This is a genomic window from Kordiimonas sp., from assembly GCF_048260245.1.
Taxonomy (GTDB): Bacteria; Pseudomonadota; Alphaproteobacteria; order Sphingomonadales; family Kordiimonadaceae; genus Kordiimonas.
Map to the genome: position 1 here is coordinate 45,912 of NZ_JBLXGZ010000019.1, position 26,685 is coordinate 72,596.

Consider the following 26,685-nt stretch of genomic DNA (forward strand, 5'->3'; position numbering starts at 1 on the left):
GCGGGTCTCCTTTTACGCGGTGAAAGCGTCAGGGTAGGCTTCAGGCTCGGCCCCACCTTTGACGGCTGCGCAGAAAATATCACCATCTTTACCAAAGCTGATGCGCGAGCGTTGGCCGGGCAGGATGTCATGAACGCCCGAGATAGCGCCACTGGAGATAAGACAGCCTCGCCTGAGCGGCATACCGCGTTTTGCCGACAGTTCCAGCAGGAACCGCACCGATTCAAACGGTCCGCCCGGCAGGCCTGCAGCGGTACCGGTGGCGATGCTGTCGTCCTCGATAAATGTTTCTACGCGCCAGTCGTCAAATGGCCGGGTTTGCCAGCCATCAAGCTCTGGCCCGACAATCAGGCTGGCGTTGTTGCCAAAGTCGGAAACGATAACGCGCGGGCCATGTTGGTTGATCGTGGCCAGCGGGCTACTGGCGATCTCAACGCCGGTATAAACGGCGGAGATAACAGCTTTTGCCTCATCGCGTGTCCACACGGTTTTATCCGCCGGTGTGTCGTCGGCAACTTCCAGTATGAATTCGGCTTCCACAGCACCAAAGCCGCCCGCGAAGATCGGGAAGTCGGTGGTGTCTGCACCTGCGCACCAGATATGGCGTTTAAAAATTGGCCCGGCCAGTCGGTCTACACCAAATTCCGTGGCGAGCGGTTCACCGATACGGCCCACTTTCCAGCCGCCGATGTCATCCTGCCACAGGTCAATGGCGGCATCCTGAATTGCATAGGCTTCATCCAGGTCTGCCGGGATGGCACCGGGAAAGTCCGCAATTGCCTGGCCCTTGGCCCGAGCCGACACAAATGCGCGGGCAATACCTCCCGCGGATGGGTGTTTGATGCTATTCATATGGTCTTCCCTGTTCCCGCAAACATAATCTGAATAAAACTATGGTAACCGGTGTCATTTTTTGGTTAAGCTATACTCAAGGTCATATTCCCCGCTTCCCACGAGGCAGGAGGAACGCTATAGGAAACCGGTGTCATTTGCAAATGTTATTGGTTGCTGTTTTTAGTTTAAGTCCCGAAGGTCTTGGCAAGCGGGGCGAAAAAGGGGAGAAATTCTATGAAGTTGCGACTTAAGTCGTTCTGTGGCGCCATCGTTGCGGCCTGTTTTTTGGCTGTATTTGCGATTGTTGGCCAATATTCACCGGCGCATGCTGATGCGGACGGGCAGGTCAGGCTTGCCTTCCCGGACGCTGAGGGGTGGGCAAAACACACGCCGGGCGGCCGTGGCGGCAAAATTATCAAGGTCACAAACCTGAACGCCGAGGGTCCGGGATCACTGGTTGAAGCGCTCGCGGCTGACGGCCCGCGCATCGTGGTTTTTGAGGTCGGCGGCGTTATCGACCTTGGTGCAACAGAGTTCAGGCTTACATCACCGTTTGTCACTGTCGCCGGTCAGACGGCACCTTCGCCCGGCATCACAATCATCCGGGGTGGCCTGACGATCGCCACCCATGATGTGATCGTGCAGCATCTGCGCATCCGGCCCGGGGAAGGCGGGTACGCCAAACGCAGCGGCCATGATATTGACGCGGTTACCACCACGGCTGGCGCCTATAATGTGATTGTGGACCACTGCTCGCTCACTTGGGCCACGGACGAGAATATGTCCGCCTCCGGTCCACGTTTTACCGGCGAAAGCCTGGACGAATGGCATAAAGGCACGTCGCATAAAATCACCTTCAGCCATAACCTTGTGGCGGAAGGGCTTTCGCATTCGACACATGCCAAGGGCGAGCACTCCAAAGGTTCGCTGATTCATGACAATGTCAGCGATATCCTGATTTATGCCAACCTCTATGCACATAATTTTGAACGCAGCCCTTTATTCAAGGGCGGTGTGCGCGGCGTGATCGTGAATAATTTCATCTATAATCCGGGCCAACGCGCTGTCCACTATAACCTGCAAGGGCTTGAGTGGGGTGACGTGCCGCCGGTGAACGGTCATATGACAGCCGTGGGCAATGTGCTGCGTGCAGGACCTGACACGCCGGTGCCGTCCAGTTTCCTGATGATCGGTGGTATCGGCGACCTTGACTATTACAGCAAGGACAATATCGCCGTGGACCGCATCGGTCATCCGTTGCCGGAGGTTGGCCGCTACACCACGGGTCGCGCACGTATTATCAAGGCGAAAAAGCCGCTTGATTGGCCGGCGGGACTGAAGGCCAAGCCTGCGCAGGATGTTGAGGCCTGGGTATTGGCCACCGTGGGTGCCCGCCCTTGGGACCGTGACTATAACGATACGCGGGTGCTTGCTGATGTTGCTGAAGGTCGGGGCACTATCATTGATAGCGAAGAGGAAGTGGGCGGGTATCCCAAAATGGATGTAACCCGCCGCGCCTTTGAGCCGTCGCTTTGGAACCTTGACGATATGACCCCCCGCACACCAGAAGCACTGGACAGCGGCAGCAAGGCGCGTGGTACCTAGGGGCGGGTGAAATTGGGGCTGGTATCTCGTCAGCGTGCGAACTAAGCTCCGGAAAATTTAGCGCAAGGCATGGATGGGCCTGTCGCGGCGCTCGCGCCGCGACGGACGAGGGGAAAGTAAACAGTGAAAACCAAACTGACGATCAACGACATCGCCAGGCTTGCGAACGTGTCGAAGAAGACAGTCTCTCGGGTGATCAACGAATCGCCGAGGGTGCGGTCCGAGACGCGGGAACGTATCAAGGCGATTATCGCTGAACATGATTTCTCGCCTGATTTGCAGGCGCGGGCACTTGCCTTCCGTCGCTCGTTCCTTGTCGCCATGATCTACGATAACCCCAGCCCGCAATATGTGGTCAACATGCAGCGGGGTATACTCGACACCCTAGAGGATACGTCCTTTCAATTGGTGGTGCGGCCATGTGACCGGAATGCACCGCGATTTTATGACGCCATGCAGGCGTTTCTTGAGCAGCAGCGCCTGTTTGGCGCCATCCTGCCGCCGTCGGTATCCGAAGATGAAAAGGTGGCCGAACTATTGCGCTCGGTGAATTGTCCTTATGTGCGCATCGCGTCGGTGGTGTTGGATGAGCCGGACCGGATGATCTGGACCCACGATGCCGAGGGTGCGGCCGAGGCGGCGCGTCATATCGCTAAGCTGGGTCACAAGCGAATCGCCCATATCCGGGGGCCGGAGATGTTCCGCTCGTCACATGAGCGATTGCGTGGCTTCACGGCCGGGCTCGCGGAATATGACCTCGCGCTCGCTGATGATATGATTGTCGAGGGTGGTTATACATTCGATTCAGGCGTTGAATGTGCCCGCTTATTACTTTCCGGGGCTGATCGGCCGACCGCAATTTTTGCCGGTAACGATGAAATGGCGCTTGGGGTTTATCAGGCTGCGCGCGAGATGAAACTGCGCGTGCCATACGATGTTTCTGTGGTCGGTTTCGATGACACACCGATCTCGGCGCGTGTGTCGCCGACCCTGACCACCGTCCAGCTCCCGATCCGCGAGATGGGTAAGTCAGCAGCTGAAATGCTGCTCGCACCGCCGGACCGCCCACGACCAACTGAGCCCATAAGCTTCGTGCCAAAAATCGTGGTGCGAGAGTCTGCTGCCAGGCCGATAAAATAAGCTGAGAATTCATTTGCACCCCTGATGCCAACCATATATGTTTCCACAAAATGACACCGGTTACCCAGGTGGTGCGCACCGGTAGAAGTGCGAAAGACAAGCGCACAATGATCTGAGGAGAAGAGCATGTTTGAAAAGACTTACCAGGCAACCCACCCCGTGATGATGGACGGCGCCAGCAATGACGAGCTGCGCGAGCGTTATCTCGTGACCGGCATGTTCAAGGCCGATGAAGTCAGCCTGAACTATTCGCACAACGAACGTTTTGTCATCGGTGGTGCTGCGCCGGTCTCGAAAGCTGTGCCGCTGCCGGAGCAAGCTGAGCCGGTTGCCGGCAAACCCTTCCTTGAGCGCCGCGAAATGGGCGCCGTGAATGTGGGTGGCGGTGCAGGCCGCATTACCATCGACGGCGAGGCCTATGAGATGCAGCCGCGTGACGGGCTTTATATCCCGATGGGCTGCAAGGACGTTGTGTTTGAAAGCCTGGATAAAAGCAACCCCGCGAAGTTTTACCTTGCGTCCACACCGGCGCACACGCGCTTTGATATCGTTAAAATCTCCATCGATAAGGCTGTGCCGCTTGAGCGTGGGTCACTGGAGACCTCCAACGAACGCACGATCTACCAGTATATTGTGCCGGAAACCTGCAAGTCCTGTCAGCTTTTGCTCGGCCTGACGATCCTGAACACCGGCAGTGTGTGGAACACCATGCCGCCGCACCTGCATGATCGCCGCTCGGAAATTTATTTCTACTTCGATCTCGCGGCCGATGACCGCGTGTTCCACTTCATGGGCGAACCTGACAAGGCCCGTCATATCGTGGTCGAAAACGAAGAAGCGGTGATCTCCCCTCCATGGTCGATCCATATGGGCTCAGGCACGCAAAACTATGCCTTTATCTGGGCCATGGGTGGTGAAAACCTTGATTACACCGACATGAACGTTCTTGATATCTGCCAGCTTAAATAAGGGCGGGACCGATGCAAAATCCATTTGATCTTTCGGGCAAGGTGGCGCTGGTAACCGGCGCCAACACCGGGCTTGGTCAGGCCCTTGCGGTGGGTTTGGCCGCTGCGGGTGCTGACATTGCCGCCGTAGGCCGCAGTACGCCGGATGAAACAAAGGCGGAAGTTAAGGCCTTGGGTCGCAAGTTTCATTTCATCAAGGCTGACCTTGGTGATGCTTCCGTGGTCGGTGACGTGATGGATGCAGCTGTGCAGAATTTGGGCACGGTTGATATTCTGGTCAACAACGCAGGCACTATCAAACGCAATGACGCGCTCGACTTCACTGAAGACGAGTGGGACACCGTGATGAACGTCAACCTCAAGACCGCGTTTTTTCTCTCGCAGGCGTTTGCGCGCCATGTGACGGGGGCGGACAAGGGTGGCAGCATTATCAATATCGCCTCCATGCTCTCATTCCAGGGTGGCATTCGCGTGGCGTCCTATACCGCCAGTAAAAGCGGTATCGCGGGGCTGACAAAACTGTTGGCCAACGAATGGGCGTCAAAGCGCATCAACGTGAACGCTATCGCGCCCGGTTATTTTGCCACCAACAACACCACGGCCCTGCGCGCAGATGAAAAACGCAACGCGGAAATCCTCGGACGCATCCCCGCGGGTCGCTGGGGCCAGCCGAGTGACCTCTCGGGCGCTGCGGTGTTCCTCGCGTCCGAGGCCGGGGCTTATGTGCACGGCGCTGTCATCCCGGTGGATGGCGGCTGGCTCGCGCGCTAGGCCCCTCTGATGACAGAGCGCATCGCATTTTTTGGTGAACTGTTGCTCCGGCTTTCGACGCCGGGGCGGCAGCTTTTGCTGCAAAGCCCTTCGCTGGAAGCCTTTGTCGGCGGGGCCGAGGCCAATGTTGCGATCGGTCTGGCGCATCTTGGCCATAAGACACGCATGATCAGCGCGGTGCCCGAAAGTTCGCTAGGCCGCGCGGCGGTGGGCGAGATTCGCAAACATGGGACGGACTGTTCCACCGTTGCCTATACAGGCGGCCGTATGGGTCTTTATTTCCTCACCCCCGGTGCTGGCTTGCGGTCATCTGAAGTGATCTATGACCGGGCGGGCTCCTGTTTCGCGGAGGCCACGCCTGAAAGCTGGGACTGGCCCGCACTGCTGGACGGTTGCAGCCATTTGCATCTGTCGGGCATCACGCCCGCGCTTGGCCCCGGTGCAGCAAAAGCGGCCATCGCTGCGGCGGAATACGCCCGCGCGAACGGTATCAAAATCTCCTTTGACGGCAATTACCGCGCCCGTCTGTGGGACGCTTGGGACAGCGACCCGCGCACCATCCTCAACGAGCTGGTGGGATATGCCGACATCTTGTTCGGCAATCACCGCGATATGTCGCTACTGCTGGACCGTGAGTTTTCCGGCGAAGGTCCGGCACTGCGCCGCGCGGCGGCAGAAGCCGCGTTTGATGCCTTCCCGAACCTGAGCCTGATGGCGTCAACGGCCCGGCACATTGACGATGCCGACCGGCACCGCATTGCCGCCCGTGTCGACCTGCCCGGCCATTTTGCCCAGACAGACGAGGTTGTCGTCTCAGGCATTGTTGACCGGATCGGTACTGGCGATGCCTTTGCCGCCGGTGTGCTGCACGGCGTGCTGACCGGTGCGTCGCTTGAAGACACGGCGGAGACAGGCCTTGCGCTTGCCTGCCTCAAACACAGCTTGCCGGGGGATGCAGGCCTTTTTGCCAGCGCTGACATTGCCGCCTTCCGGCAGGGCATATCGGATGTGCGCCGCTAAAGCACGGCTTTCTACCAATCGGGGCGCGAAAAATAACTGCATTTTGGGGAGGATGCACCATGATCAACCGTCGCACCATGCTTGCGGGCACCGCTGCCAGCCTGGCGCTTGCCGCCGCGCCCGTAGCCGCAAAAACTGATCCGGTCGCCACGACGACAGAAGGCCGCCTGAGTGGCACACGGGAAGGGGGCCTTTCGGTCTTTCGCGGCATCCGCTACGGCGAAGACACGGCGCACACCCGCTTTCAGGCGCCGGTTGCCGCCGCGCCGTGGTCGGGCACACGCGCCGCCACCGGCTTTGGGCCCGTTTGCCCACAGCGCGGGGACCGTTACGCCCCCCACAGTGAAGACTGCCTTTTCCTCAATGTCTGGACACCGGACCTGCATGAGAAGGCCAAGCGCCCGGTGATGGTTTACTTCCACGGTGGTGCCTATTCTACCGGCAGCGTGACAGACCCCCTCAATGATGGCCGCCATCTGGCCGCGCGCGGTGACGTGGTGGTGGTTACGGTCAATCACCGGCTGAATGCATTTGGCTATCTTTACCTTGCGGGGCTTGATGCCCGTTTTGCCGACAGCGGCAACGTGGGCCAGCTTGACCTGATCCTTGCGCTTGACTGGATCAAACGCAACATTGCGGCCTTTGGCGGTGACGCCTCACGCGTGATGGTGTTTGGCCAGTCCGGTGGCGGTGCCAAGATCGCGACGCTTATGGGTATGCCGGCGGCCAAGGGCCTCTTCCATTCTGCTGCCACGATGAGCGGCCAGCAGGTCACGGCCCAGGGCGCAATGAATGGCACCGCCCGCACGCGGTCCTATATGGCGGCGCTGGGGCTTGGTGACGGCGATGTCGACAAACTGCTTACCCTTCCGACCGGGCGGCTTGTGGAGGCCCTGTCTGCACCTGACCCGATTCTGGGCAAAAGTGTATATTTTGGCCCGACGCTCGACATGAAATGGTTGGTCCGGCATCCCTTCTGGCCTGATGCGAATCCGCAATCGACCGCCATTCCGATGATCCTCGGCAATACGCACGATGAAACCCGGGCCTTTATAAGCCCGGATGGTGACAAGGTACGGGGCCTGTCTTGGGACAATATCGCCGCGCGCCTTGGGCCTGAGCTCAAGATCGACCTGCCGCCTGACTGGGTGGTGGCGCAGTACCGCGCGCAGTTCCCGCACTATAGCCCTGAGGAACTTTTTTACGCCGCCACAACCGCAGGCCGCAGCTGGCCGGGGCAGGTGATTGAGGCGGATGCGCGCGCCGCTGCCGGCGCCAACGCCACATGGGTTTACCAGCTTGATTTTCCGTCCCCCCTGGAGCCGCGCCGGGGCGCTTTCCACACCCATGATATCCCGCTGGTGTTCGGTACGCTGGGGGCGAAGGGGTCGCTGACCGGCACCGGGCCAGAGGCGACAGCGATCAGCGGCAAGATTATGGATGCCTTTATTGCGCTTGCCAGAAGGGGTAACCCCAACCACGCCGGGATGGCAAACTGGCCCGCGTATGACCTGCCTGACCGTGCCACCATGGTGTTTGACAGCCATACCCGCGCAGTGAACGACCCGAGAAAATGGCAGCGCGAACTGTTTGCCCGCGCACCCTATATCCAGCCCGGCAGCTAAGGACCGCACAGGAGAGAGCCATGAAAACCAGCCGCAGAAGCATTCTTATGGGCAGCCTCGCCGCACTTTTGGCCCCTGTTGCCGTGCGCGCGCAAACGGCGCCACCCGCGCTTGCGGGCAGCGAACTGCCGCCGGGCCTGCCGCAGCCGGACGAGACCATAGACCTGTGGCCGGATGGCCTGCCGGGCGGTGAAAACCCGGCGCTTACGGAAACGGTGATTGAGCGCAGCCGTGACCGGCTGGTCACCGACCGCGCGGTTTACGGCATCACGAACCCCCGCATGGCAGTGTTCCGGCCGCGAAAACCTAATGGCGCGGCGATTATGATCACGCCGGGCGGCGGTTACAAATGGGTCGTGGTCGACAAGGAAGGGTATGAAGTGGGCAGGCGCCTGAGTGCGCTCGGCTATACCGTGTTTGTGCTGTTTTACCGCCTGCCAAACGAAGGCTGGCAGGATGGGGCCAATGTGCCGCTGGCGGACGCGCAGCGTGCCATGCGTCTCATTCGCGCGCGGGCGCAGGACTATGGTGTGGACCCCGAGCGTGTCGCCGCCATGGGCTTTTCCGCTGGGGGGCATCTGTGCGCAGACCTTGGCACCCGCTTTGACGCGGGCGTGTATGAGCCCCTGGACGCTGCCGATCAGCTCTCTGCCCGGCCTTTTCTCGCGGCCCCCATCTATCCGGTGATCTCCATGACTGCGCCAAATGCGCACCCCGGCTCCCGCGCGCTGCTTGTTGGGGAAGACGCAGACCCCAAACGCGAGGCGGCCCATTCCCCCGACAGGAACATGCCTGAGGGTGCGCCGCCCTTCTTCATCCTGCACGCCGAAGATGACCCTGTTGTGCCGGTGGAAAATGCAGTGCTGCTGCGTGCGGCCCTCAAGGCAAAGGGAATACCGGTAGAAACCCACCTTTTTGCCCATGGCGGGCACGGCTTCGGGTTGAGAAAAGCCGTTGGCAAGCCGGTTGAAGGCTGGCTTGACCTGTTCCTCGCGTGGGCGCAGGCGGTGGGGTTTGCCAACCGCTACTAGTCCCAAGGCCGCGTCATAACCACATAGTCCGATCACTGGAAGCACCGGGCAAAGTCGTAAGCTTTTTCCGCCCCGCGCGGTGTTCGGCGCAATGTTCGGCGAGCGCGAGAAACCCGGTGTTTTGTGTGCGTGGGCTGAAGGCGGGACCAACCCGGCGTTTTTCTCAATTAATGTGTTGCGAATAATTATTAGTTGCAATACTAAGGGCAGCGATACTCGATTGGCGGGCCATGTGCGCGCCGCTGCCGGTGTTTATGTGTACAGGAGTCCCCGATGAATCTGAATGTTAACTTGCAGGCCCGCGCCTCTTCACCGACTGGACCGACACATGAAAAGGTGCTGGCCGTCACTCACTGGACGGATTTTCTTTTCTCGTTCAAGATTACACGGCCCGCAGGCTTTCGTTTCCGCTCAGGCGAATTTGTCATGATCGGCCTTGAAGTCAACGGCAAACCGCTGCTGCGCGCCTATTCCATTGCAAGCCCGAGCTGGGAAGACGAACTGGAATTCTTCTCCATCAAGGTGCCGGATGGTCCTTTGACGTCGCGTCTGCAAAAAATTGCTGTGGGAGACACGATTTTATTGGGCCGTAAGCCGGTTGGTACGCTGGTTATTGATGCGCTGACGCCGGGGGAGAACCTTTATCTGTTGTCCACCGGCACAGGCTTTGCGCCTTTTGCCAGCGTGATCCGGGACCCGGACACTTATGAAAAATTCAAGCATGTAATCGTGACGCATACCACGCGGGAAGCCGCGGAGCTGGATTACAGCAAGGCGACGCTTGGGGCCCTGATGGAGCATGAATTCCTCGGCGAACTTGCTGCTGGTAAACTTTACTATTTCGATAGCGTGACGCGGGAGCCCTATTTCCGCAACGGGCGTATCACGAACCTTATCGAGAATGGGGACCTGTTCCGGGCAACGGATCTGCCACCGTTCGATCCCGTACGGGACCGGGCGATGATTTGTGGGTCCATGGACATGATCCACGACACAAAACTGCTGCTTCAACAGGCCGGGCTGCGGGAGGGTTCCAACGCGTCCCCCGCCGAATTTGTGGTTGAGAAAGCGTTTGTCGGCTGATTGTGAAGCGCGCCTAGCCTGATCAGCCTTGCAGTGAATTCGCGAGGAAGGGCCATTTTTTAAGTGCGAGTTCAATTTCAATCGCAGCGTCCTGCAGCAAAGGCAGACGCTCCTCGATCAGCTTTTCACGTGAAACCCGGGTGGTCGAGGTTGAGCAGTTGATGCTGGCAATGACCTGGCGGTTGCTGTCAAAAATGGGAACAGCGACCGAGACGATGCCGTAATCGAGCTCGTCCTGCGCTGAATCGTAACCCTGCTGGCGGATCTTGCGCAGGCGCTTCTCAAGTTCTGCTTTTGCGGTAATAGTATGTTCGGTGAATTTTCTCAGCTCAACCGTATCGATGTATTGATCGATGATGCTGTCGCGCTGGTATGCCATCAGGGCACGGCCAAGCGAGGTGGCATGCACGGGGAAACGGGTGCCGACGCTGGCGCCGAGGCGTATTTTTCTTTCGGTGGAGACATGCACGAGATAGAGAATGTCATGCCCCGACAAGACAGAGAGCGAGGAGCTGTCGCCGGTCTGGTCCCTGAGTTTCTGCAGGTAGGGGGTCGCCACCTGCTCAAGGTTCATCGAATTGAGGTAGGCCGAGCCAAATTCAAGCACCTTGGGCTTGAGAATAAACCGCCGTCCGTTTTTGCCCACATAACCAAGCTCAAGCAGGGTGTGCAGGCAACGGCGCGCCACAGCAGGACTGAGGCCCGTGATGGTAGCGACCTCGCTGAGTTGAAGCTCAGGGTGCCCGGCATCGAAAGCGTTCAGTACCTTCAGCCCACGCTCCAGCGTTGACAGATACTCTGGATCTTTGGGCTTGGGAGTATCGTCGGCCATGGACATGAATGTGTGGGTCTCGCGTAAAGTTTGAAGATAGCCTCAACTTTTTACTTTAGGTGTTGGTCTTGTAAAGGGATTTTATCGCCTTGTCGTGTTCGCCCAGCACCGGTGGTGCTGTGACGTCGCTCGCATACTCATGATCGTAGGATATGGGCGAGCGAATAGTGCGGAAGCGCCCCTTGGTGGGGTGCTCCGTCTCCAGCATCAGCTTGAGGTGTTCAAACTGTGGGGTTTTGGTCACTTCCTCGGATGTATACATGGGCGAATGGGGTACTTCGTTTGCACCCAGTACCTCGCACCAGTCGGCCAGTGGCTTTGAGAGGAAAATTGGCCTGAGAAAGGCGATCACCTCGCTGTAGTTTTCTATCCGCGCCATGCGGTCGGCAAAACGCGGGTCATCCAGCATGTCCGGCTTGCCGACGGACAAGGCCAGGTTTTCCCAGAATTTGGTCGGTGACGACATATGCAGCGCCAGCCATTTATGGTCCGCCGTCTCGAACACATAAGACTGGGACACATTCGGGCGGCTATAGGCCGTCATCACCTGATCATCCGAGAAATAATGGGTGAAGTCGTCAAGGTTGAAGTGGCACATGGCTTCCAGCATGGAAACTTCCACCAGGCGCCCGCTGCCGCTTTTGGCACGCTCGAACAGGGCCCCTAATACACCGTAGGCCGCGTAAAATCCGGTCACAGCGTCAGCGAGCGCCGGCCCCACCACGCGCGGGTTCTCGGGGTTGACCAGCAGCCGCAGGAAGCCGCTTGCGGCCTGGGCCACTGTGTCGAAAGCCGGGCTGTCGCGCTCCGGGCCATCCTGCCCAAAGCCGGAGATGGAACAATAAATCAGTTTCGGGTTGATCGCCTGCAGCCGCTCGGCGCTGACGTTCAGCCGGTCGGCAACGCCGGGACGGAAATTCTGGATGAACACATCCGCGCCCTTGATCATTTCATCAAGAATGGCGCGGTCCTCGTCCGATTTGGTGTTCAATGTGATGCTTTTTTTGTTGCGGTTGTAGGTTTGGAAATGCGGGCTGTAGAGTTCGCCCCGGTAGGCCCGGAAGGGGTCGCCGCCGTTCGGATTCTCAATCTTGATGACTTCGGCGCCAAGGTCGGCAAGGAACATGCCCGCAGCCGGGCCGGTAATGAATGTGCCCATGTCGAGGACTTTAACACCGTCCAGAACCTTGATCATATGCTTCCCCTATACTCATCCAGTTGCGAAACCTTATGGCGCGCGGCCATCAGTGACGGCTGTTGTGTCCCGCCAAACCTGCCTGACATATACGTTATTCGTATAATGAAAACAAGTTCGATAATCGAATTTATTTTGACACCGCACAGATTGTCCATATCATAGCGGCCAAATCTGACGCTATCAGGAGGCAACTCATGCGTATTGGCAAGACCGACAAACCATTCAGCGCGATCTCGACATCGACCCATGCCAACATCACCGTCCGCGGGAAGGACCTGTGCAGTGAGGTGATCGGCAAAACCGATTTCACCAGCTATTTCTGGTTTCTGGTAACCGGCCAGGAGCCAAACGAGGATCAGGTCTTTTTCGCTAACGCTGTGTTGGCGGCGATTGCCGAGCACGGCCTTGTGCCCAGTGTGGTTGCTGCACGCATGACCTATGCCGCGGCACCTGAGGCCTTCCAGGGCGCTGTGGCCGCCGGGCTTCTGGGCTGCGGCACAGTGGTGTTGGGCAGTGCGGAAACTGCCGGGCGATTCATCGCCGATCTGTGCGCAAAACACGCGGAAAACAGCGATATAGACGCCGTTGCGCTTGAGGGCGTGCGGGCGCTTCGGGCGACAAAGACCCCGGTTCCCGGTTTTGGCCACCCCCTGCATGCGGAGGGGGACCCGCGCGCCAATCTGTTGTTTGAACTGGCAGAGGAGCGCGGCATTGTCGGGCCGCATATTCGCATGGTGCGGGCAGTGCAGCGCGCCATCCCTGAAGTGATTGGCCGCAGTCTGCCGATCAATGTGAACGGGGCCATCCCCGCGGTGATGCTGGATGTCGGTTTTCCGCTGGCGGCGCTCAAGGGCATTTCGCTTTTGGCGCGGACTGCCAGCCTGATTGGCCACCTGCAGGAAGAGAGCGAGCGCGGGATCGGATTTATCCTTTCGGGTGCTGCGGCGGAAGCTATCAAATACGACGGCAACGAGGTTGGTTGACGGTTATGTCCCGCCCTTTGTTTCTCGCGACTCTTCATAATATTCGATTAACGAACTTGACTTCGATATTCGAATATTATACCAAGCAAGCAGGGAGAAGTAAAAGCGCCGTCTTGGGAAGGAGGGCGCCTGAGCAAGGGAACGCACCCGAGGGAGAGGGTTATGGGAAGAAAATCAAACAGGCTAAATGGCTTTTTGGCGAGCATGTCCGTGCTGGCACTATTGGCGCCGCTGAATGCCGCAACTGTCCACGCTCAAGCAGCAAGTGATACGGAGGCTGCACAATATACGTTTGAGGAAATTGTCGTCACATCGCGCAAGCGCAATGAGACGCTTGAGCGCGTACCAGCTGCGGTAACGGCTTATACAGAACAGAAAATTCTTGATGCAGGGATTGAACGCCCGGCAGATTTTGTGGCGCTGACCTCCAACCTCACCCTTGTGGAAACCCAGAACGCGGGCAGTGCCTTTGTCGTGCTGCGCGGCATCACACAGAACCGGAATTCTGAGCCATCGGTCGCCGTGGTGATTGACGGTGTGCAGCAGGTGAATCCGGCGCAGTTCAATCAGGAACTGTTTGATATTCAACAGATCGAGGTGCTCAAGGGCCCGCAAGGCGCGCTGTATGGCCGTAACGCTATCGGCGGCGCCATTGTGATCACCACCAAGCTACCGACAGACGAGACCGAAGGCATGGTCAAGGTTGGGCTGGATTCCGGCCCGGGTTATAAAGTGCAGGCCAGCGTCGGCGGTCCGCTTGGTTCGTCGGATACGGTAAAATACCGCCTGTCCGCGGCCTTTATAGACACAGACGGATATATCAATAACGAGTTTCTGGATGAAGAAGCTGACCCTTATCAGGATCTTTCCCTGCGCGGCAGGCTGCTGTGGGACGCGACCGAGAAGCTGACGGTGGACTTCCGAGCGTCGCTGTCGCAACTGCGCACACAGGCTTTCTACTACAATATTGTCGGTGACGTGAATGACACCAGCCTGCCGGTACGTGTCAACAACGCGGGGCAAAATGACCGTGACATGACGAACCTGTCGGTCAAGATGACCTATGAAACCGACTTCGGCACGTTTAACTCGGTCACCTCCTACGATAAGGTGGAAGAGATCCTGACCGGTGACGCGTTTGATTTCCTGCCGATTGAAGAATCGCTTTTTTATGGTTTGCTCGGGTTTGACATGAACCAGAGCCAGTATCTGGATGTGGAAGCCTGGAGCCAGGATTTCCGTTTCAGCTCCAATGGCGATGGGCCGTTTCGCTGGATGGCCGGCGGGTATATGATCGGCACCAGCCGTTATATCTCTACCGGAAATATGGTGGATATGGACCTTGGCGTCTTCCCGGTATACCGAACCCCCAGCACCAACCCCGACAACCCGCAGGCAACTTTCCTTGCCGATGAGCAGGATAACTTCGCCTGGGCGGTCTATGCCGACGGCACCTATGATATCACAGACAAGCTGGAGCTGAACGCGTCACTGCGCTATGACCGTGACAAGCGTGAGCAAACAACGCTAACCCCCACAGAGTATCTGCCCAATGTGCCCGGTTTCCCACCCGGCACCAGCGGTGAGGTGCGCGAGCGTACTTTCGCCGAATGGCAACCCAAGGTAACCCTGCGCTATCTGGTCAGCGACGACCTGACGACTTACGCCTCCTACAGCACCGGCTTCAGAAGTGGTGGCTTCAACCAGACGGGTGTTGGCGCGGTCGCGGCAGGCGCTGGCATTGTGGGTGTGAACGATATCTTCGAGGCCGAGGTCGCAAAAACCTTTGAGGCGGGCTTTAAAAGCACCCTGTTTGACAACCGCATGGTGTTGAACGGTAATGTGTTCACCACAAAATCGGAAAATTCATACTTCTTTGTGTTCCTGGCAGCTAACTCAACCCAGAACCTGGGCAACGTACCCGAAGGCAGGCTGACAGGTTTTGAACTTGACGGCACCATCCGTCCGGCACCGGGGCTCGATTTCAATTTTGGCTTTGGCTACACAGACAGCGAAATCAAGGATTTCCTGGACCCGAACCTTGAGGGCAACAAGCTGCCGCAGGTCTCGGAATATACCCTGAATCTGGGTGTGCAATATACCGCTGATCTCAGTGATGAGGCGCGGCTTATCACCCGGGTCGACTATCAGCGTATCGGTAAAACATGGTGGGATCTTGAGAACTCCACCGTGCGGGACCCGGTTGACCTGGTCGACGCCCGCATGGGGGTTGAATTTGGTGACTGGACGATTACCGCATGGGCAAAGAACCTGTTCAACAAAGAATATAATGCCGAATTTTCACCGGGCGGTTTTGTCTTCAAGGCCAAACCACGCCGCTACGGCATTGACCTGACAATGAGATTTTAACGCAACCGTTCAAAGGGGGCGCTTCAGAGCGGGGCGCCCCGAGCAGCTTAGGGAGAGTGAACGTGGCAAAGGTTCTGGTTCTGTATTATAGCGGCTATGGCCACACGGAAGTGATGGGGAATGCTGTGGCTGAGGGTGTCCGGGAGGTCGAGGGGGCGGATGTCGCGGTCAAGACTGTGCCGGAACTGGTGCCTGAGGATGTACTGAAAGCCTCAGGCATGAAAACCGAGGCAGCCCATCCGGTGGCGGAGCCGGGTGAACTGGGCGATTATGACGCGCTCATTATCGGCACGCCTACGCGCTTTGGCAACATGGCGGCACAGATGCGCAACTTCCTTGACCAGACCGGTGGCCTATGGGCTGAGGGCGCGCTGATTGGCAAGGTGGGCAGTGCTTTTACCTCAACTGCGAGCCAGCACGGCGGGCAGGAAACCACCATTACATCGGTGCATACCACCCTGTTGCACCACGGCATGGTAATCGTCGGGCTACCGTATTCGTTTGCGGGCAATACCATCATGACGGAGATTTCCGGCGGTACTCCTTATGGTGCTTCCACGATCGCGGGTGCAGACGGGTCGCGCATGCCGAGCGAGAATGAGCTTGCCGGAGCCCGGTTTCAGGGCAAACATGTAGCGGAAATCGCTGCGAAGCTGGTCCGCTAGATTTCATCGGGAGGGAAATATGACCACAGCGAAAAAATTGCCGACACGGCTACACCATACAGCCTATGTTACCAAAGATCTTGAGGCGACACGCGCGTTTTATGAGGATGTAATCGGCTTGCCGCTTGTCGCCACATGGTGCGAGCAGGAGGAACTGTTTGGGGAAGAACGTACTTTCGCCCACTGCTTCTTTGAAATGGCCGATGGCAGTGCCTTGGCCTTCTTTCAGTTTGCGAACCAGAAGGATCATGACCTGTTCGGGCCCGAGCAGCCGGAATCGCCCTTCATTCATATCGCCCTGAACGTGGACGAGGAAACCCAGGCCGGGATTATTGAACGCATTGACAAGGCAGGTATTACCGAGCCGGACACCTATATCCTCGATCATGGCTACTGCAAGTCGGTTTATGTGAAAGACCCAAATCGTATGCTGCTTGAATTTACCACCGACGCGGTGGGGGCGGATGGCCTGAAGGAAATCCGCCGTGCCAGTGCGCGCGAAGATCTCAAGCGCTGGCTGGGGGGCGATCATACACCCAACAACGATGTGCGGTAGCGAGGTGCCATGCCGGAACACCTGATCCCGGTTGAAGGCGGGCATATATCGGCCTTTTCTCAAGGGGTGGGACCGGCGGTTCTGTTCCTGCACGGCTGGGCGCTGGACCAGCGCATGTGGGCGAGCCAGCTTTGCTTTGCGGCATCCGGTTTCACCGTCATCACTTTTGACCGTCGCGGCTTTGGCAGGTCTACGGCACCGCCGGATATCAATGCGGAGGTGGATGATATCTGCACGGTGCTTGATACGGTCGGGTTTGAAAGTGCGGTGGTTGTCGGCATGTCACAAGGCGGCCGCGTGGCGCTTCGTTTTGCGTGCGCCTATCCTGACCGAGTCACCAAACTGGTCCTGCAAGGCGCGCCAATAGACGGCTTCCCCACGCGACCACCTGCCGGTGAAGCCATTCCCGTTGAGCATTACCGTGCCTTGCTGCGCGCAGGCGACAGGGCGTGTTTTGAGCGTGAGTGGTGCGCTCATGCCCTTGTGGCACCCGACTTGAAGCTGATGCCGGATGCGGTGCGGCCGCTTCTCAACGCCTATGAGGGGCGCGACCTCCTGCACGGTGTGCCGGACAGTTACCGGGGTGACACTTTCGGACAGATGAAGGCGCTGCAGGTACCGGTGCTTTACATCTATGGCGAACGGGACACAACCTGGCTGCGCAGTGTCGCAGAGACCGTTGCTACAGTCTGGCGCGATACCCGGGCGGTCGAGATCAAAACCGCCGGGCATTTTGCCAACATCACCAGGCCAGATGCCTATAACGCCGTGCTTGCGCAGTTCTTGCGCGGCTGAGCAAGACCGCCGATGCGGGCACCTTTCTCCCTGGGCTAAAGCTGCTGTTTGCGTTTTCTGCGCGCGCGAATAATGAGCCAGATGGTTGCTATCAGAATAACCAACCAGCCGACGAGCAGGCTTTTGATCATGTCGCCCGCTGCCATGGTTTGGTCGATAAAGTCTACTTTGCCGGTTTTCCAGAAGACCCACTCACCCGCCACATTTGACGCGAGAATTTTATTGCCGGTTTCCAGAAGGATGATGCCGTCCCCTGTTGCAGGATCAAGGCGTGCGGTGGTGTTAATGGCTGGTTCGTTGCTACCGTCATGACCAATAATATACTGGCCGTCGCTCTTGGCTGCATAGAGCATGGTACCAAGCCCCCATATATCTAGGCCCAGTGACGAGGCATGGGGTTCATACATCATGGCAACGGTTTCCGGTGCCAGTACATCGCGGCCAATGCGTTCACCTGCCGGACCGGGCCGCTGGGCCTTCAGGAACATGGCCATATCATTGGCGGTGGTATAAAGCGAGGCCGCCGCAAGCGCTGTGAAGCTGTAGTGGATCGCCTTTTCGCCCTCAGGCCCATAGATAGTGGCGACGTTGCCGGTGTTGTCGCCGTCAATAATGAAGGTGGACCGCATCATGCCAAGGGGGCTGAACACGCGCTCTTTCATGAAGTCGTTGAACGATTGGCCTGACACTTCCTCGATGAGCAATTGCAGAAGGCTATAGCCCCCGCCTGAGTATTTCCAGTCGCTGCCCGGTTCCATGCCGACGCGCACAGCACCGTCCTTGCCCGGCGACGCGTCCGCAGCCCGGCTTAGCGAGTCTGTCAGCGACTGCACGGGTGCGCCGGGTTCAAACCCGCCATAGCCAAGGCCGTCGGTGAGGCCCGCTGTGTGGCTGAGAAGGCGTCTGACTGTCACCCCGTTGTTGTCAAACTCGCTGGGCGGCAGTTGCCAACGGGTCAGATAGCTTGAAACGGGTGTATCGAGGTCAAGCTTGCCCTCATCGACAAGGTGCATAACCCCCCAGGCTGTGACCCATTTGCTCAGGGACGCGACCTGAAACAGGGTATCGCCATCCACCGTGGCCCCCTTTGAAGCATAATGCTGTGTCACCGGTTTGCCATTTTCCAGAAGCATGAACGCAACGTTGCCTGCGCGCCGCTGCTCAATAAGGTTCACGGCTGCGTCACCGAAGGCTTTGGCGTCATCCGTCTTTACCAGCGGGTCACGGAGCCAGCCGTTTTCTGTGTTCATCAGGACAGTAAAGCCCCACCCGCCAGCCAGCAAAATTGCGCCTGTAAAAATTATGATCAACCGCTTCAGCATTTTTATTTTCCCCTGTTTGGAACATTTATTATGCAAGGGGTTCCTCGCTGCTGGCTACATATTCATTTTATGGATATTTTCCAGTGCCTTAAGGCGAGCTTTTCGGCCAGCGGTACTGTATTTTCGGTCAACGGCAGGGGCCATAATACGCTCGGCCCCCTCCGATGACGCTGTAAAAATGCTGTCTCCAAGGTCATGGCCGCGCCGGAACCGGGTGCCGGCTATTTTCGCCGCATCTTCGCCGCGATGGCTTTGCCTGCCTGGCCGACGACCAGCGGCACAAGGCTTGCGATCACAACCGCGTACCAGCCTCGGGCGTCAAGCGACTGAAGATGCAAAACAGATTGCAGCGGCGTCCAGTGAATAGCGAGCGAGAGCAGGAGCAGGCATAAGCCTATGGCACCCCACACGAGACCGTTACGGACAATCTGGTTGTTGAATATGGCCGCTTTACTGCTGCGCATGTTGAACACATGCCATAACTGCCCGAGAGCGAGGGCGAAAAAGGCCACCGTATTTGCGTAGTCCCCGGTGGTGTTTTCCTGAGCCAGGGCCCAGACAAATGCTGCGTGGACAGACGCGGTCATGATGCAGGCATAGGCGGCGATCGCTCGCCAATGCCGGGGTTGAAGCAGACCCTCTTGCTTTGGTCGCGGTGGTCGGCGCAAAATTTCCTCATCCCCGCGTCCAAACCCAAGGGCAAGGGCGGGGAAAACATCGGTAACCAGATTAAGGAACAATATCTGAAGCGGCAATAAAGGCAGGGGCAAGCCAGTGAGAATAGCAGCAGTGACAACGAGAACCTCACTCAGATTGCAGGACAACAAATAAAGGACAAACTTGCGAATGTTGGCAAAGATCACCCGCCCCTGCTGGATGGCGACGACGATTGAGGCAAAGGCATCGTCCTTCAAAATCATGTCTGCCGCCTGTTTTGCAACCTCTGTGCCGCGTATGCCCATCGCAATACCGACGTCTGCTTTCTTTAGCGCGGGTGCATCATTGACCCCGTCTCCGGTCATCGCGATCACGGCGCCGTGCTGCTGGTGCATCGCGATAAGCCTCAGCTTTTCGCCAGGGCTCATACGGGCAAAAACATTCGCATCCAGCAGGGCCGATATCTTGCCGGTGTCGTCCGGCGCGGGCTTGTCGCTGGGTGTCTCCGCCACTGTGTCAGGCAGGTCGTTGCCCTGCATGACAAGCGCATCATGCGTTGCGACAATACCGACCGCCCGAGCGATACTACGCCCGGTGTCGGGGCCGTCGCCGGTGGCCATCACCACACGTACACCAGCCTTCTGTGCGGCGCGCACCGCGTCTGCGGCATCCGCCCGTGGCGGGTCTTCCAGCCCAATGAGGCCAAGGAAGGTCAGTCCTGTGAAGGGGTCGGTCTCCTCTGTGCTGACGGTTTTTTGGGCCACCGCCAGAATACGCAGACCGCGGCGTGCCATCTGGCGCATCTGGTCCAGCCATTGCTGTTTCATGGGCTCGCTGAGGGCATCGTTACCGCAGTGTGACGCGGCAGCCAGCACAGCTTCTGGTGCGCCTTTGACAACATACAGGTATTCATCACCCATGCGGTGCACTGTGGCCATCATGCGCACGGCTGCGTCAAATGCGTGTTCCTTTACCCGGGGCAGGGTTGCCTCTGTCTCGCGGCTCGCCATGCCGGCAGCCCCGGCGGCCTTTACCAGCGCCGCTTCCATCGGGTCGCTGAGCCGCGCCGGATCGTCGCCGCTGTAACAAAGCGCACACACGCGCAGCGCCTGTTTTCCGGCCTCCGTTGGGGCACTGAGGCTATCGGGCGCCTGAGTGTCCGTTGCGGATAGCTGTGTGACGGTCATTTTGTTTTCGGTCAGGGTGCCGGTTTTGTCTGTGAGAATGAGGGTTACAGACCCCAAGGTTTCGACGGCTGATAACCTTTCAATAAGGGCATTGCGTTCTGCAAGTTTCCACATGCCCCGCGCCAGCGCGAGCGTCGCCACGATCGGTAGCCCTTCAGGGATTGCCGCAACAGCAAGTGCAACACCGGTTTTCACCATTACAATAACGTCGCGGCCAGCTAAAATTCCTACGATGGTGAGCGAAACCATCAACACGAGCACCGCCAGCAGAAGTTGCTCTGATAGGCGGCGCAGGCGCACCTCGAGGGGGGAAACCGACGCTTCCGCCGTGTCGGTCAAATCGGCAATTTTACCCAGTTCGGTCCGCTGCCCGGTCGCTGTCACAACACTGAGGCAGGAGCCGCGCGTGACGGATGTTCCTTTATAGGCGGTGACAGCGCGGATGTCCTCGTCTGAAGGCGTGGCGGCAAGCTCGGTACGTTTATCAACAGGAACAGACTCGCCCGTCAGCAGGGACTCGTCGCATTGCATTTGGTTGCATTCAACCAGCCGGACATCGGCTGTGACCACATCCCCTGCCTCTAGCAGAACAATGTCTCCCGGCACAAGGTCTTCGTCAGGGATGATTTGCGTTTTGCCGTCACGGCGTACACGGGTGGTAGCCCGGCCCATTTCACGCAGCGCTTCCATGGCGCGTACAGCCCGTATTTCCGCAACAAAACCGGTAACAGCGTTAAAAAGCACGACAATCAGGATCGCCATGCCCTCGGACGTATCGCCGAAAAGGTAGGAAAGCGCGACCGCCCCCAGCAGGATGAGGGTAAGCAGGCTTTTGAACTGACTGGCGAGGATGGAAAACCATGAAGCGGTTTTCGCTTCGCCCAGTGTGTTCGGGCCATAAAGGTCGCGCCGCCGCAACACCTCATGCGCGGTCAGCCCGCAGGCCGGGTCCACGTCCTGAAACCGGCACGCGCCCTCTGAGGTCATGGTGTGGTGGTCGGTGTGGGCATGCATGGGTTTCTCACGTTTTTCGTTTGGTGATCTGTGATTATCGCAGCCTTTTATCGAACAGGGCTGTAATGCGTTGCCGCACATCTTCCGGCTGTTGTTCAACCGCCTGTCCAAGGCAGCGCAGTTGATGCCTGAGGCCGTGGACCTGATCCAGCAGCGCCAGCACGACGGGCACGGCCTCTTCATTCAGGCCCATATCCTCGCGCAATTGTTCAATCAATTGCAGGCGGGCAATATCGATATCAGCGAACTGGCGTCCCTCTGCCTCATGAGGCACTGAAGGGGGCGTTTCAAGGTCGGGAGCAACCCAGCCATGGCTGATATAAAGGTCCAACCGCTCAACCGTCAGGCTGTCGATACGGGCCACCACGTCGCTTTCCTTGATGGTGCTCATGTTTCTGTCTCCAGATCCTGCCGGACGTTATAGGCGTTCTTCTCCCGCCATCTGGTCATGAAATCGGCCAGTTCCTTGTCAATTTCGGGCGGAAGCACAACGCGCAGGGTGACATACTGGTTGCCCGCATCCTCCCCGCCTTTTGCGCCGATGCCCTTGCCCTTGAGCCGAAGGGTGCGGCCCGAGCTTGAACCCGCAGGAATAGGGACGGAAACACTGCCGTGGATGGTGGGAACCTTCACCTTGCCGCCAAGCACCGCCTCGTCAAGCGTCACGGGAAGGTCAAGCAGGATATTCAGGCCTTCCCGTTTGAAATGGGGGTGGGGGCCTGTTTCCACGGTTACAAAGGCGTCGCCGGCGGAACCGCCGCCATGGCCCGGCAGGCCCTTGCCTTTTAATCGCAATACCTGACCGTCGCGCACGCCAGCCGGGATGGCGATGTCAAGCTGCATGCCGTCGGGCATGGTAACGCGCCGCTTGGCACCTCGCGCTGCATCCAGAAAATCCACCGTGAGATGATAGCGTATGTCGGCACCCTTGAAAGCCCCCGCGCGTTGCTGCTGCCCGTACTGCCGCTGCCCGTACTGCCGCTGTTCGTGCCTTGCCTTGCCAAAAAGGTCGGAGAAAAAGTCGCTTTCATCGGCGAAGTCGGAAAAGCCCTGGCTGGAATAATAGCGCTGGCCGGCGCCGTCACCCGCATAGTCCCGGTAGTAGGGGTTTCGCGGACTCTCCGCGCCTGAGGCATCAATCTCGCCACGGTCAAACTGCGCCCGTTTTTCCTTGTCGCCCAGCAAATTATAAGCGGCGGAGACGGCCTTGAAACGCGCCTCTGATTCACTATCGCCCGGGTTGAGATCCGGGTGTAGCGATTTGGCCAGCCTGCGGTAGGCGGCCTTGATTTCCTTGTCGGAGGCGCTCTTGTCAACGCCCAATATCTCGTAGGGGTTATCGCTCATCAATCAACCTCACTGGATTTCCGCGAGAGGCCACAGTGCAAACAGCCTACTCTTCGCCATACTACCGTATATCCACACCAGTTCTTTGACTTTTCTCAAATCCCGCGCCTGTCAGTCATGTATGATAGCCTTCAGGAGCTGTCGCTTTTTTGCAGCCCGTGACGGAGATGCCATGACGTTTGAGAGCGTTGGTCAACTTGTTGGTGGGTTGGGTCTGTTGTTGTTGGCACTGGGCCTGATGACCGATGGCCTGCGGCTCGCCGCCGGGGACCGCCTGATCACTGTGCTGAAAAAAAGTACCACGCCTGCTTGGCGGGGTGTCCTCTCGGGCGTTTCTGTAACTGCGATCGTGCAGTCGTCCAGCGCAGTGACCGTGGCGACGATCGGTTTTGTCAACGCGGGCCTCATGAGCTTAGCGCAGGCAATCTCCGTTATTTTTGGCACCAATGTTGGCACCACCATCACCGGCTGGATCGTGGCTTCAGTGGGTTTTGAACTGGATATTTCGGCGTTTGCCCTCGTGATGGTCGGAGCGGGGGTTGCGGTCAAGCTTGTTTCCGGCGAGAGGCCCCGTTCAGGCTATGGTGTTGCGCTTGCGGGTTTCGGGCTTTTTTTCCTTGGCATAGGTTTCCTCAAGGGCGGCTTTGAAGGCCTGAGCGCGGCGATCAACTTTCAGGTCGTCAACCAATACGGCGCGATGGGCATTTTGCTCGGCATGGGGCTGGGGTTTATTGTTACCGTTCTGGCGCAGTCTTCAAGCGCCGCAGTGGTGCTGATTTTGACGGCAACAAGCGGCGGCGCGGTTATGCTGCCGACGGCCGCAGCAATGATTATCGGTGCCAACATTGGCACGACATCGACAGCGGTGCTGGCGACGGTGGGGGCAACGTCAAACGCCCGTCGGGTCGGTTTGGCGCATATCATATTCAACGTCATTACCGGCGTCGTGGCCTTCTTGCTGCTGCTTTTGGCCTTGCCGTTTGCCGATCAGGCGGCGTCTTATGCGACGACCTCGGTCTTTCTCGCCGTGTTTCATACGGCGTTTAATGTTCTCGGTGTGCTTCTTGTCTGGCCGTGGCGCGACAGGCTTGCAGTCTATCTGGAGACATGTTTCCGCACGCGGGAGGAGGACGAACAAAAGCCTCGCTACCTTGACTATACCTTGCGGAATACCCCCCAATTGGCGGTACAGGCCCTTATTCGCGAGGTAAGCCGTATTGATGAAAAAGTGGCACGGCTTGCGATCTTTGCCCTGTCGGAGAGCGCGCCTGACCTGCGTGATATCGGCAGCCGACGCCTCACCATCAGGGCGCTGGTTCGGGAGGTTTACGCTTTTGTCGGAATGGTGCAGCGCACGAGTGTGACACCGCAAACGGCTGATGACCTTGGCGAGGTAATGCGTATCGCCCAATACTACCGTGAGGCAACAGACCTTGTCGGGCAGGTGCGCGGGGTACGGGCTTCTATCGTCAAACTTGAGGACCCCGGCATGCGCCGCGCTGCTTCGCGCTATATTGGCGAGGTCGTCACCATTTTGACACGCCAGGGGGAGACCTTGCCTGTGGATGAGGTGCTGCCGCTGCCTGATCACGCCGCGGGCAAGGTCAAGCGCGGTTACCACGGTTTGCGGACGAAGCTTCTTCAGGCCGTTGTGACACAGGATGTCCCGCCTGTGGCGGCCAATGAATTGCTGGATACTATCAGCACATTAAACCGGCTGGTTGCCCGCGCGGCGAAGGCCAACGCGCTTTTGAAGAAGCTGGCTGGAAAATACGGCAATGGCGGTGAGCGCAGTAGCGCAGCGGCAAATTGACAAGTATCAATGATCCGTCGGCACGCCTTGCTAGGATGTACCCTGCGCAGCAGAGGGGGGATCATGCTTAAACTGAAGCGAGTAGCGATCGACACACAGGGCGAAAATGTTGCCTTCATGGCGCGAAACTGCGCTGTCTACCGCCCGGAGGAATTTCAGGCCCTCAAAAAAATCGAGGTTCAGCATGCTGGTCATACCCTTCTCGCTTCGCTGATGATTGTGGATGACGACAGTATTATTGCTGTCGATCAGCTTGGCCTGTCAGAACAGGCCTTCGCGCGACTGGGCGGCAAAGCGGGTGACGCAGTTTGTATCGCGCCAGCCGAACCGCCAAAAAGCCTGGATTACGTGCGGCTGAAAATTCATGGCTCCACGCTTGAAGCCCATCAGCTCGAGGAGATTATTTCCGACATTGCAGCGCATCGTTATTCCGAGATGGAAATTGCAGCCTTTTTGGTATCCAGCGCCGGCTTCATGACCACCGGAGAGATGCTGGCTCTCACGCGGGCAATGTCGCAAGTGGGGAACCGTCTGACATGGAAGGCTCCGTGTGTGGTCGACAAACACTGTATCGGTGGTATTCCGGGCAACCGAACATCCATGATCGTGGTGCCGATTGTCGCGGCGCACGGTCTGCCCATTCCCAAATCGTCATCAAGGGCGATAACCTCGCCAGCCGGCACGGCAGACACCATGGAAGTGCTGGCCAGGGTAGACCTGTCGATGCAGGCAATGCGCACTGTGGTGGAAGATTGTGGCGGCTGTCTTGTATGGGGCGGACACGTCAACCTTTCGCCGGCTGACGATGTGTTGATATCTGTCGAGCGCCCCTTGGGCATCGATACGCGTGAGCAAATGGTGGCGTCTATCATGTCGAAAAAGATGTCGGCCGGGTCCACCCATCTTTTGATCGATATTCCTGTCGGCGCCACTGCAAAGGTGCACAACAACGGCGACGCAATGCGGTTGCGTAAACTGTTTGAATATGTCGGGCGCGAGGTCGGGCTTCACGTCGACGTGGTCACAACCGATGGCAGCCAGCCTATCGGCAGGGGTATCGGGCCTGTGCTGGAGGCACGGGACGTCATGGCCGTATTGTCGAACCAGCCGGATGCGCCAGCGGACCTGCGCGAAAAGTCGCTGCAACTGGCCGGGGCTCTTATTGAAAATGACCCCGCCCTTGTTGGCGGTTCCGGCTACGCGCGGGCGCGCCAGCTTCTTGAGAATGGCGAAGCGCTGAAGACCATGAACCGGATCATTGACGCACAGGGGCGGCAAACAGCTACCATCGCCCCAGGTGGGTTGACCAAGGATATTCTGGCGCATCGGTCTGGCGTTGTAACAGCAATTGATTGCTTTCGCATGAATCGGCTGGCGCGTCTGGCAGGTGCACCGCTTGATAAAGGCGCTGGCATTGATCTGTTTCACAAGGTCGGTGACCGGGTGAGCGCGGGAGAGCCTCTGTACCGTATACATGCCTGCTTTGAATCGGATTTTGGATTCGCCGCAGCCTATGCGGATGAAAATACGGGCTATTGCCTCGGGGATGAGAGATGACCTCTGTCAGCGTACATGCCTTTCCCGGCTTTGAAGATGACGCAAGGGTATTGGCCAGCGCTTTGGACGCTCCCTGCTGGCCGTTGGAAATTCACACCTTCCCGGATGGCGAAAGCCGTATCCGTGTAGTGCCGGGCACCGGCACCGCCATTGTGTTTGCAAGCCTTGACCATCCTGACAGTAAACTGGTGCCGCTGTTCCTTGCTGCCGCTGCGTTGCGGGACAATGGTGCTACGCGCGTGATACTGATATGCCCGTATTTGTGCTACATGCGACAGGATACAGCCTTCCGGCCGGGTGAAGCTGTGAGCC

23 protein-coding genes are annotated in these 26,685 nt (G+C 58.2%); 16 read left to right on the forward strand and 7 right to left on the reverse strand.

Going from position 1 to position 26,685, the window contains the following annotated elements; genetic code table 11:
- Positions 1–12: 12 nt before the first annotated feature.
- Positions 13–852 (reverse strand): 2-keto-4-pentenoate hydratase, encoded by an 840-nt coding sequence (locus tag ACN0VM_RS11095; protein ID WP_417450951.1) that lies wholly within the window; start codon positions 850–852, stop codon positions 13–15.
- A gap of 216 nt (positions 853–1,068) precedes the next feature.
- Here ACN0VM_RS11095 and ACN0VM_RS11100 point away from each other — a divergent pair, with 216 nt between their 5' ends.
- From ACN0VM_RS11100 to ACN0VM_RS11135, 8 genes are all read left to right on the forward strand, one after another.
- Positions 1,069–2,439 carry a pectate lyase family protein gene (locus ACN0VM_RS11100; protein ID WP_417450952.1) on the forward strand — a complete coding sequence of 457 codons (1,371 nt, stop codon included), beginning with the start codon at positions 1,069–1,071 and terminating at the stop codon, positions 2,437–2,439.
- Between the two features lie 123 nt (positions 2,440–2,562).
- Entirely contained in the window at positions 2,563–3,579 is a 1,017-nt protein-coding gene (locus ACN0VM_RS11105) for a LacI family DNA-binding transcriptional regulator (protein ID WP_417450953.1), read from the forward strand.
- Positions 3,580–3,705: 126 nt separating this feature from the next.
- Positions 3,706–4,548, forward strand: a complete 843-nt coding sequence (kduI, locus tag ACN0VM_RS11110) for a 5-dehydro-4-deoxy-D-glucuronate isomerase (protein ID WP_417450954.1) — start codon at positions 3,706–3,708, stop codon at positions 4,546–4,548.
- Between the two features lie 11 nt (positions 4,549–4,559).
- Entirely contained in the window at positions 4,560–5,318 is a 759-nt protein-coding gene (kduD, locus tag ACN0VM_RS11115) for a 2-dehydro-3-deoxy-D-gluconate 5-dehydrogenase KduD (RefSeq protein WP_417450955.1), read from the forward strand.
- A 9-nt stretch (positions 5,319–5,327) separates the two neighbouring features.
- Positions 5,328–6,338: a sugar kinase gene (locus ACN0VM_RS11120; RefSeq protein WP_417450956.1), complete on the forward strand. Its 1,011-nt coding sequence runs from the start codon at positions 5,328–5,330 to the stop codon at positions 6,336–6,338.
- A 59-nt stretch (positions 6,339–6,397) separates the two neighbouring features.
- A complete protein-coding gene (locus ACN0VM_RS11125) occupies positions 6,398–7,963 on the forward strand; it encodes a carboxylesterase/lipase family protein (RefSeq protein ID WP_417450957.1) in 1,566 nt (521 codons plus the stop codon).
- Between the two features lie 20 nt (positions 7,964–7,983).
- Positions 7,984–8,994, forward strand: coding sequence for an alpha/beta hydrolase (locus ACN0VM_RS11130; protein ID WP_417450958.1), 1,011 nt, complete (start codon positions 7,984–7,986; stop codon positions 8,992–8,994).
- Between the two features lie 273 nt (positions 8,995–9,267).
- A complete protein-coding gene (locus ACN0VM_RS11135; protein ID WP_417450959.1) occupies positions 9,268–10,077 on the forward strand; it encodes a ferredoxin--NADP reductase in 810 nt (269 codons plus the stop codon).
- Between the two features lie 22 nt (positions 10,078–10,099).
- On the opposite strand, the gene ACN0VM_RS11140 is transcribed toward ACN0VM_RS11135, so the two are convergent.
- Positions 10,100–10,915: an IclR family transcriptional regulator domain-containing protein gene (locus tag ACN0VM_RS11140; RefSeq protein ID WP_417450960.1), complete on the reverse strand. Its 816-nt coding sequence runs from the start codon at positions 10,913–10,915 to the stop codon at positions 10,100–10,102.
- A gap of 49 nt (positions 10,916–10,964) precedes the next feature.
- Positions 10,965–12,104, reverse strand: a complete 1,140-nt coding sequence (locus ACN0VM_RS11145) for a CaiB/BaiF CoA transferase family protein (RefSeq protein WP_417450961.1) — start codon at positions 12,102–12,104, stop codon at positions 10,965–10,967.
- Positions 12,105–12,301: 197 nt separating this feature from the next.
- On the opposite strand from ACN0VM_RS11145, the gene ACN0VM_RS11150 reads away from it, so the two are divergent.
- From ACN0VM_RS11150 to ACN0VM_RS11170, 5 genes are all read left to right on the forward strand, one after another.
- Positions 12,302–13,090 (forward strand): citryl-CoA lyase, encoded by a 789-nt coding sequence (locus ACN0VM_RS11150; RefSeq protein WP_417450962.1) that lies wholly within the window; start codon positions 12,302–12,304, stop codon positions 13,088–13,090.
- A 162-nt stretch (positions 13,091–13,252) separates the two neighbouring features.
- Positions 13,253–15,460, forward strand: a complete 2,208-nt coding sequence (locus ACN0VM_RS11155; RefSeq protein WP_417450963.1) for a TonB-dependent receptor — start codon at positions 13,253–13,255, stop codon at positions 15,458–15,460.
- A gap of 62 nt (positions 15,461–15,522) precedes the next feature.
- The gene (gene wrbA / locus ACN0VM_RS11160) at positions 15,523–16,125 is read left to right on the forward strand and encodes an NAD(P)H:quinone oxidoreductase (RefSeq protein WP_417450964.1); all 603 of its coding nucleotides are present in this window, start codon (positions 15,523–15,525) and stop codon (positions 16,123–16,125) included.
- A gap of 19 nt (positions 16,126–16,144) precedes the next feature.
- Positions 16,145–16,681 (forward strand): VOC family protein, encoded by a 537-nt coding sequence (locus ACN0VM_RS11165; RefSeq protein ID WP_417450965.1) that lies wholly within the window; start codon positions 16,145–16,147, stop codon positions 16,679–16,681.
- A 9-nt stretch (positions 16,682–16,690) separates the two neighbouring features.
- Complete coding sequence (locus ACN0VM_RS11170) at positions 16,691–17,476, forward strand: alpha/beta fold hydrolase (RefSeq protein ID WP_417450966.1); 786 nt, start codon at positions 16,691–16,693, stop codon at positions 17,474–17,476.
- A 35-nt stretch (positions 17,477–17,511) separates the two neighbouring features.
- Here the strand turns inward: ACN0VM_RS11170 and ACN0VM_RS11175 are convergent, their stop codons facing one another.
- The 4 genes from ACN0VM_RS11175 to ACN0VM_RS11190 all read right to left on the reverse strand — a co-directional run bounded on the left by ACN0VM_RS11175 (position 17,512) and on the right by ACN0VM_RS11190 (position 23,003).
- Entirely contained in the window at positions 17,512–18,798 is a 1,287-nt protein-coding gene (locus tag ACN0VM_RS11175; RefSeq protein WP_417450967.1) for a serine hydrolase domain-containing protein, read from the reverse strand.
- 221 nt (positions 18,799–19,019) lie between these two features.
- Positions 19,020–21,656, reverse strand: a complete 2,637-nt coding sequence (locus ACN0VM_RS11180; RefSeq protein ID WP_417450968.1) for a cation-translocating P-type ATPase — start codon at positions 21,654–21,656, stop codon at positions 19,020–19,022.
- 34 nt (positions 21,657–21,690) lie between these two features.
- Positions 21,691–22,047 (reverse strand): chaperone modulator CbpM, encoded by a 357-nt coding sequence (locus tag ACN0VM_RS11185; RefSeq protein WP_417450969.1) that lies wholly within the window; start codon positions 22,045–22,047, stop codon positions 21,691–21,693.
- Entirely contained in the window at positions 22,044–23,003 is a 960-nt protein-coding gene (locus ACN0VM_RS11190; RefSeq protein WP_417450970.1) for a DnaJ C-terminal domain-containing protein, read from the reverse strand. The genes ACN0VM_RS11185 and ACN0VM_RS11190 overlap by 4 nt, the downstream gene beginning before the upstream one ends.
- Positions 23,004–23,175: 172 nt before the next feature.
- Between ACN0VM_RS11190 and ACN0VM_RS11195 the strand changes: the two genes are divergently transcribed.
- The 3 genes from ACN0VM_RS11195 to ACN0VM_RS11205 form a co-directional block, all read left to right on the forward strand.
- Positions 23,176–24,816 (forward strand): Na/Pi cotransporter family protein, encoded by a 1,641-nt coding sequence (locus ACN0VM_RS11195; protein WP_417450971.1) that lies wholly within the window; start codon positions 23,176–23,178, stop codon positions 24,814–24,816.
- 63 nt (positions 24,817–24,879) lie between these two features.
- Complete coding sequence (locus tag ACN0VM_RS11200; protein WP_417450972.1) at positions 24,880–26,373, forward strand: thymidine phosphorylase family protein; 1,494 nt, start codon at positions 24,880–24,882, stop codon at positions 26,371–26,373.
- Positions 26,370–26,685 (forward strand): ribose-phosphate pyrophosphokinase-like domain-containing protein (locus ACN0VM_RS11205; protein ID WP_417450973.1); only part of this gene is annotated, 316 nt, incomplete at its 3' end. The genes ACN0VM_RS11200 and ACN0VM_RS11205, both read left to right, overlap by 4 nt.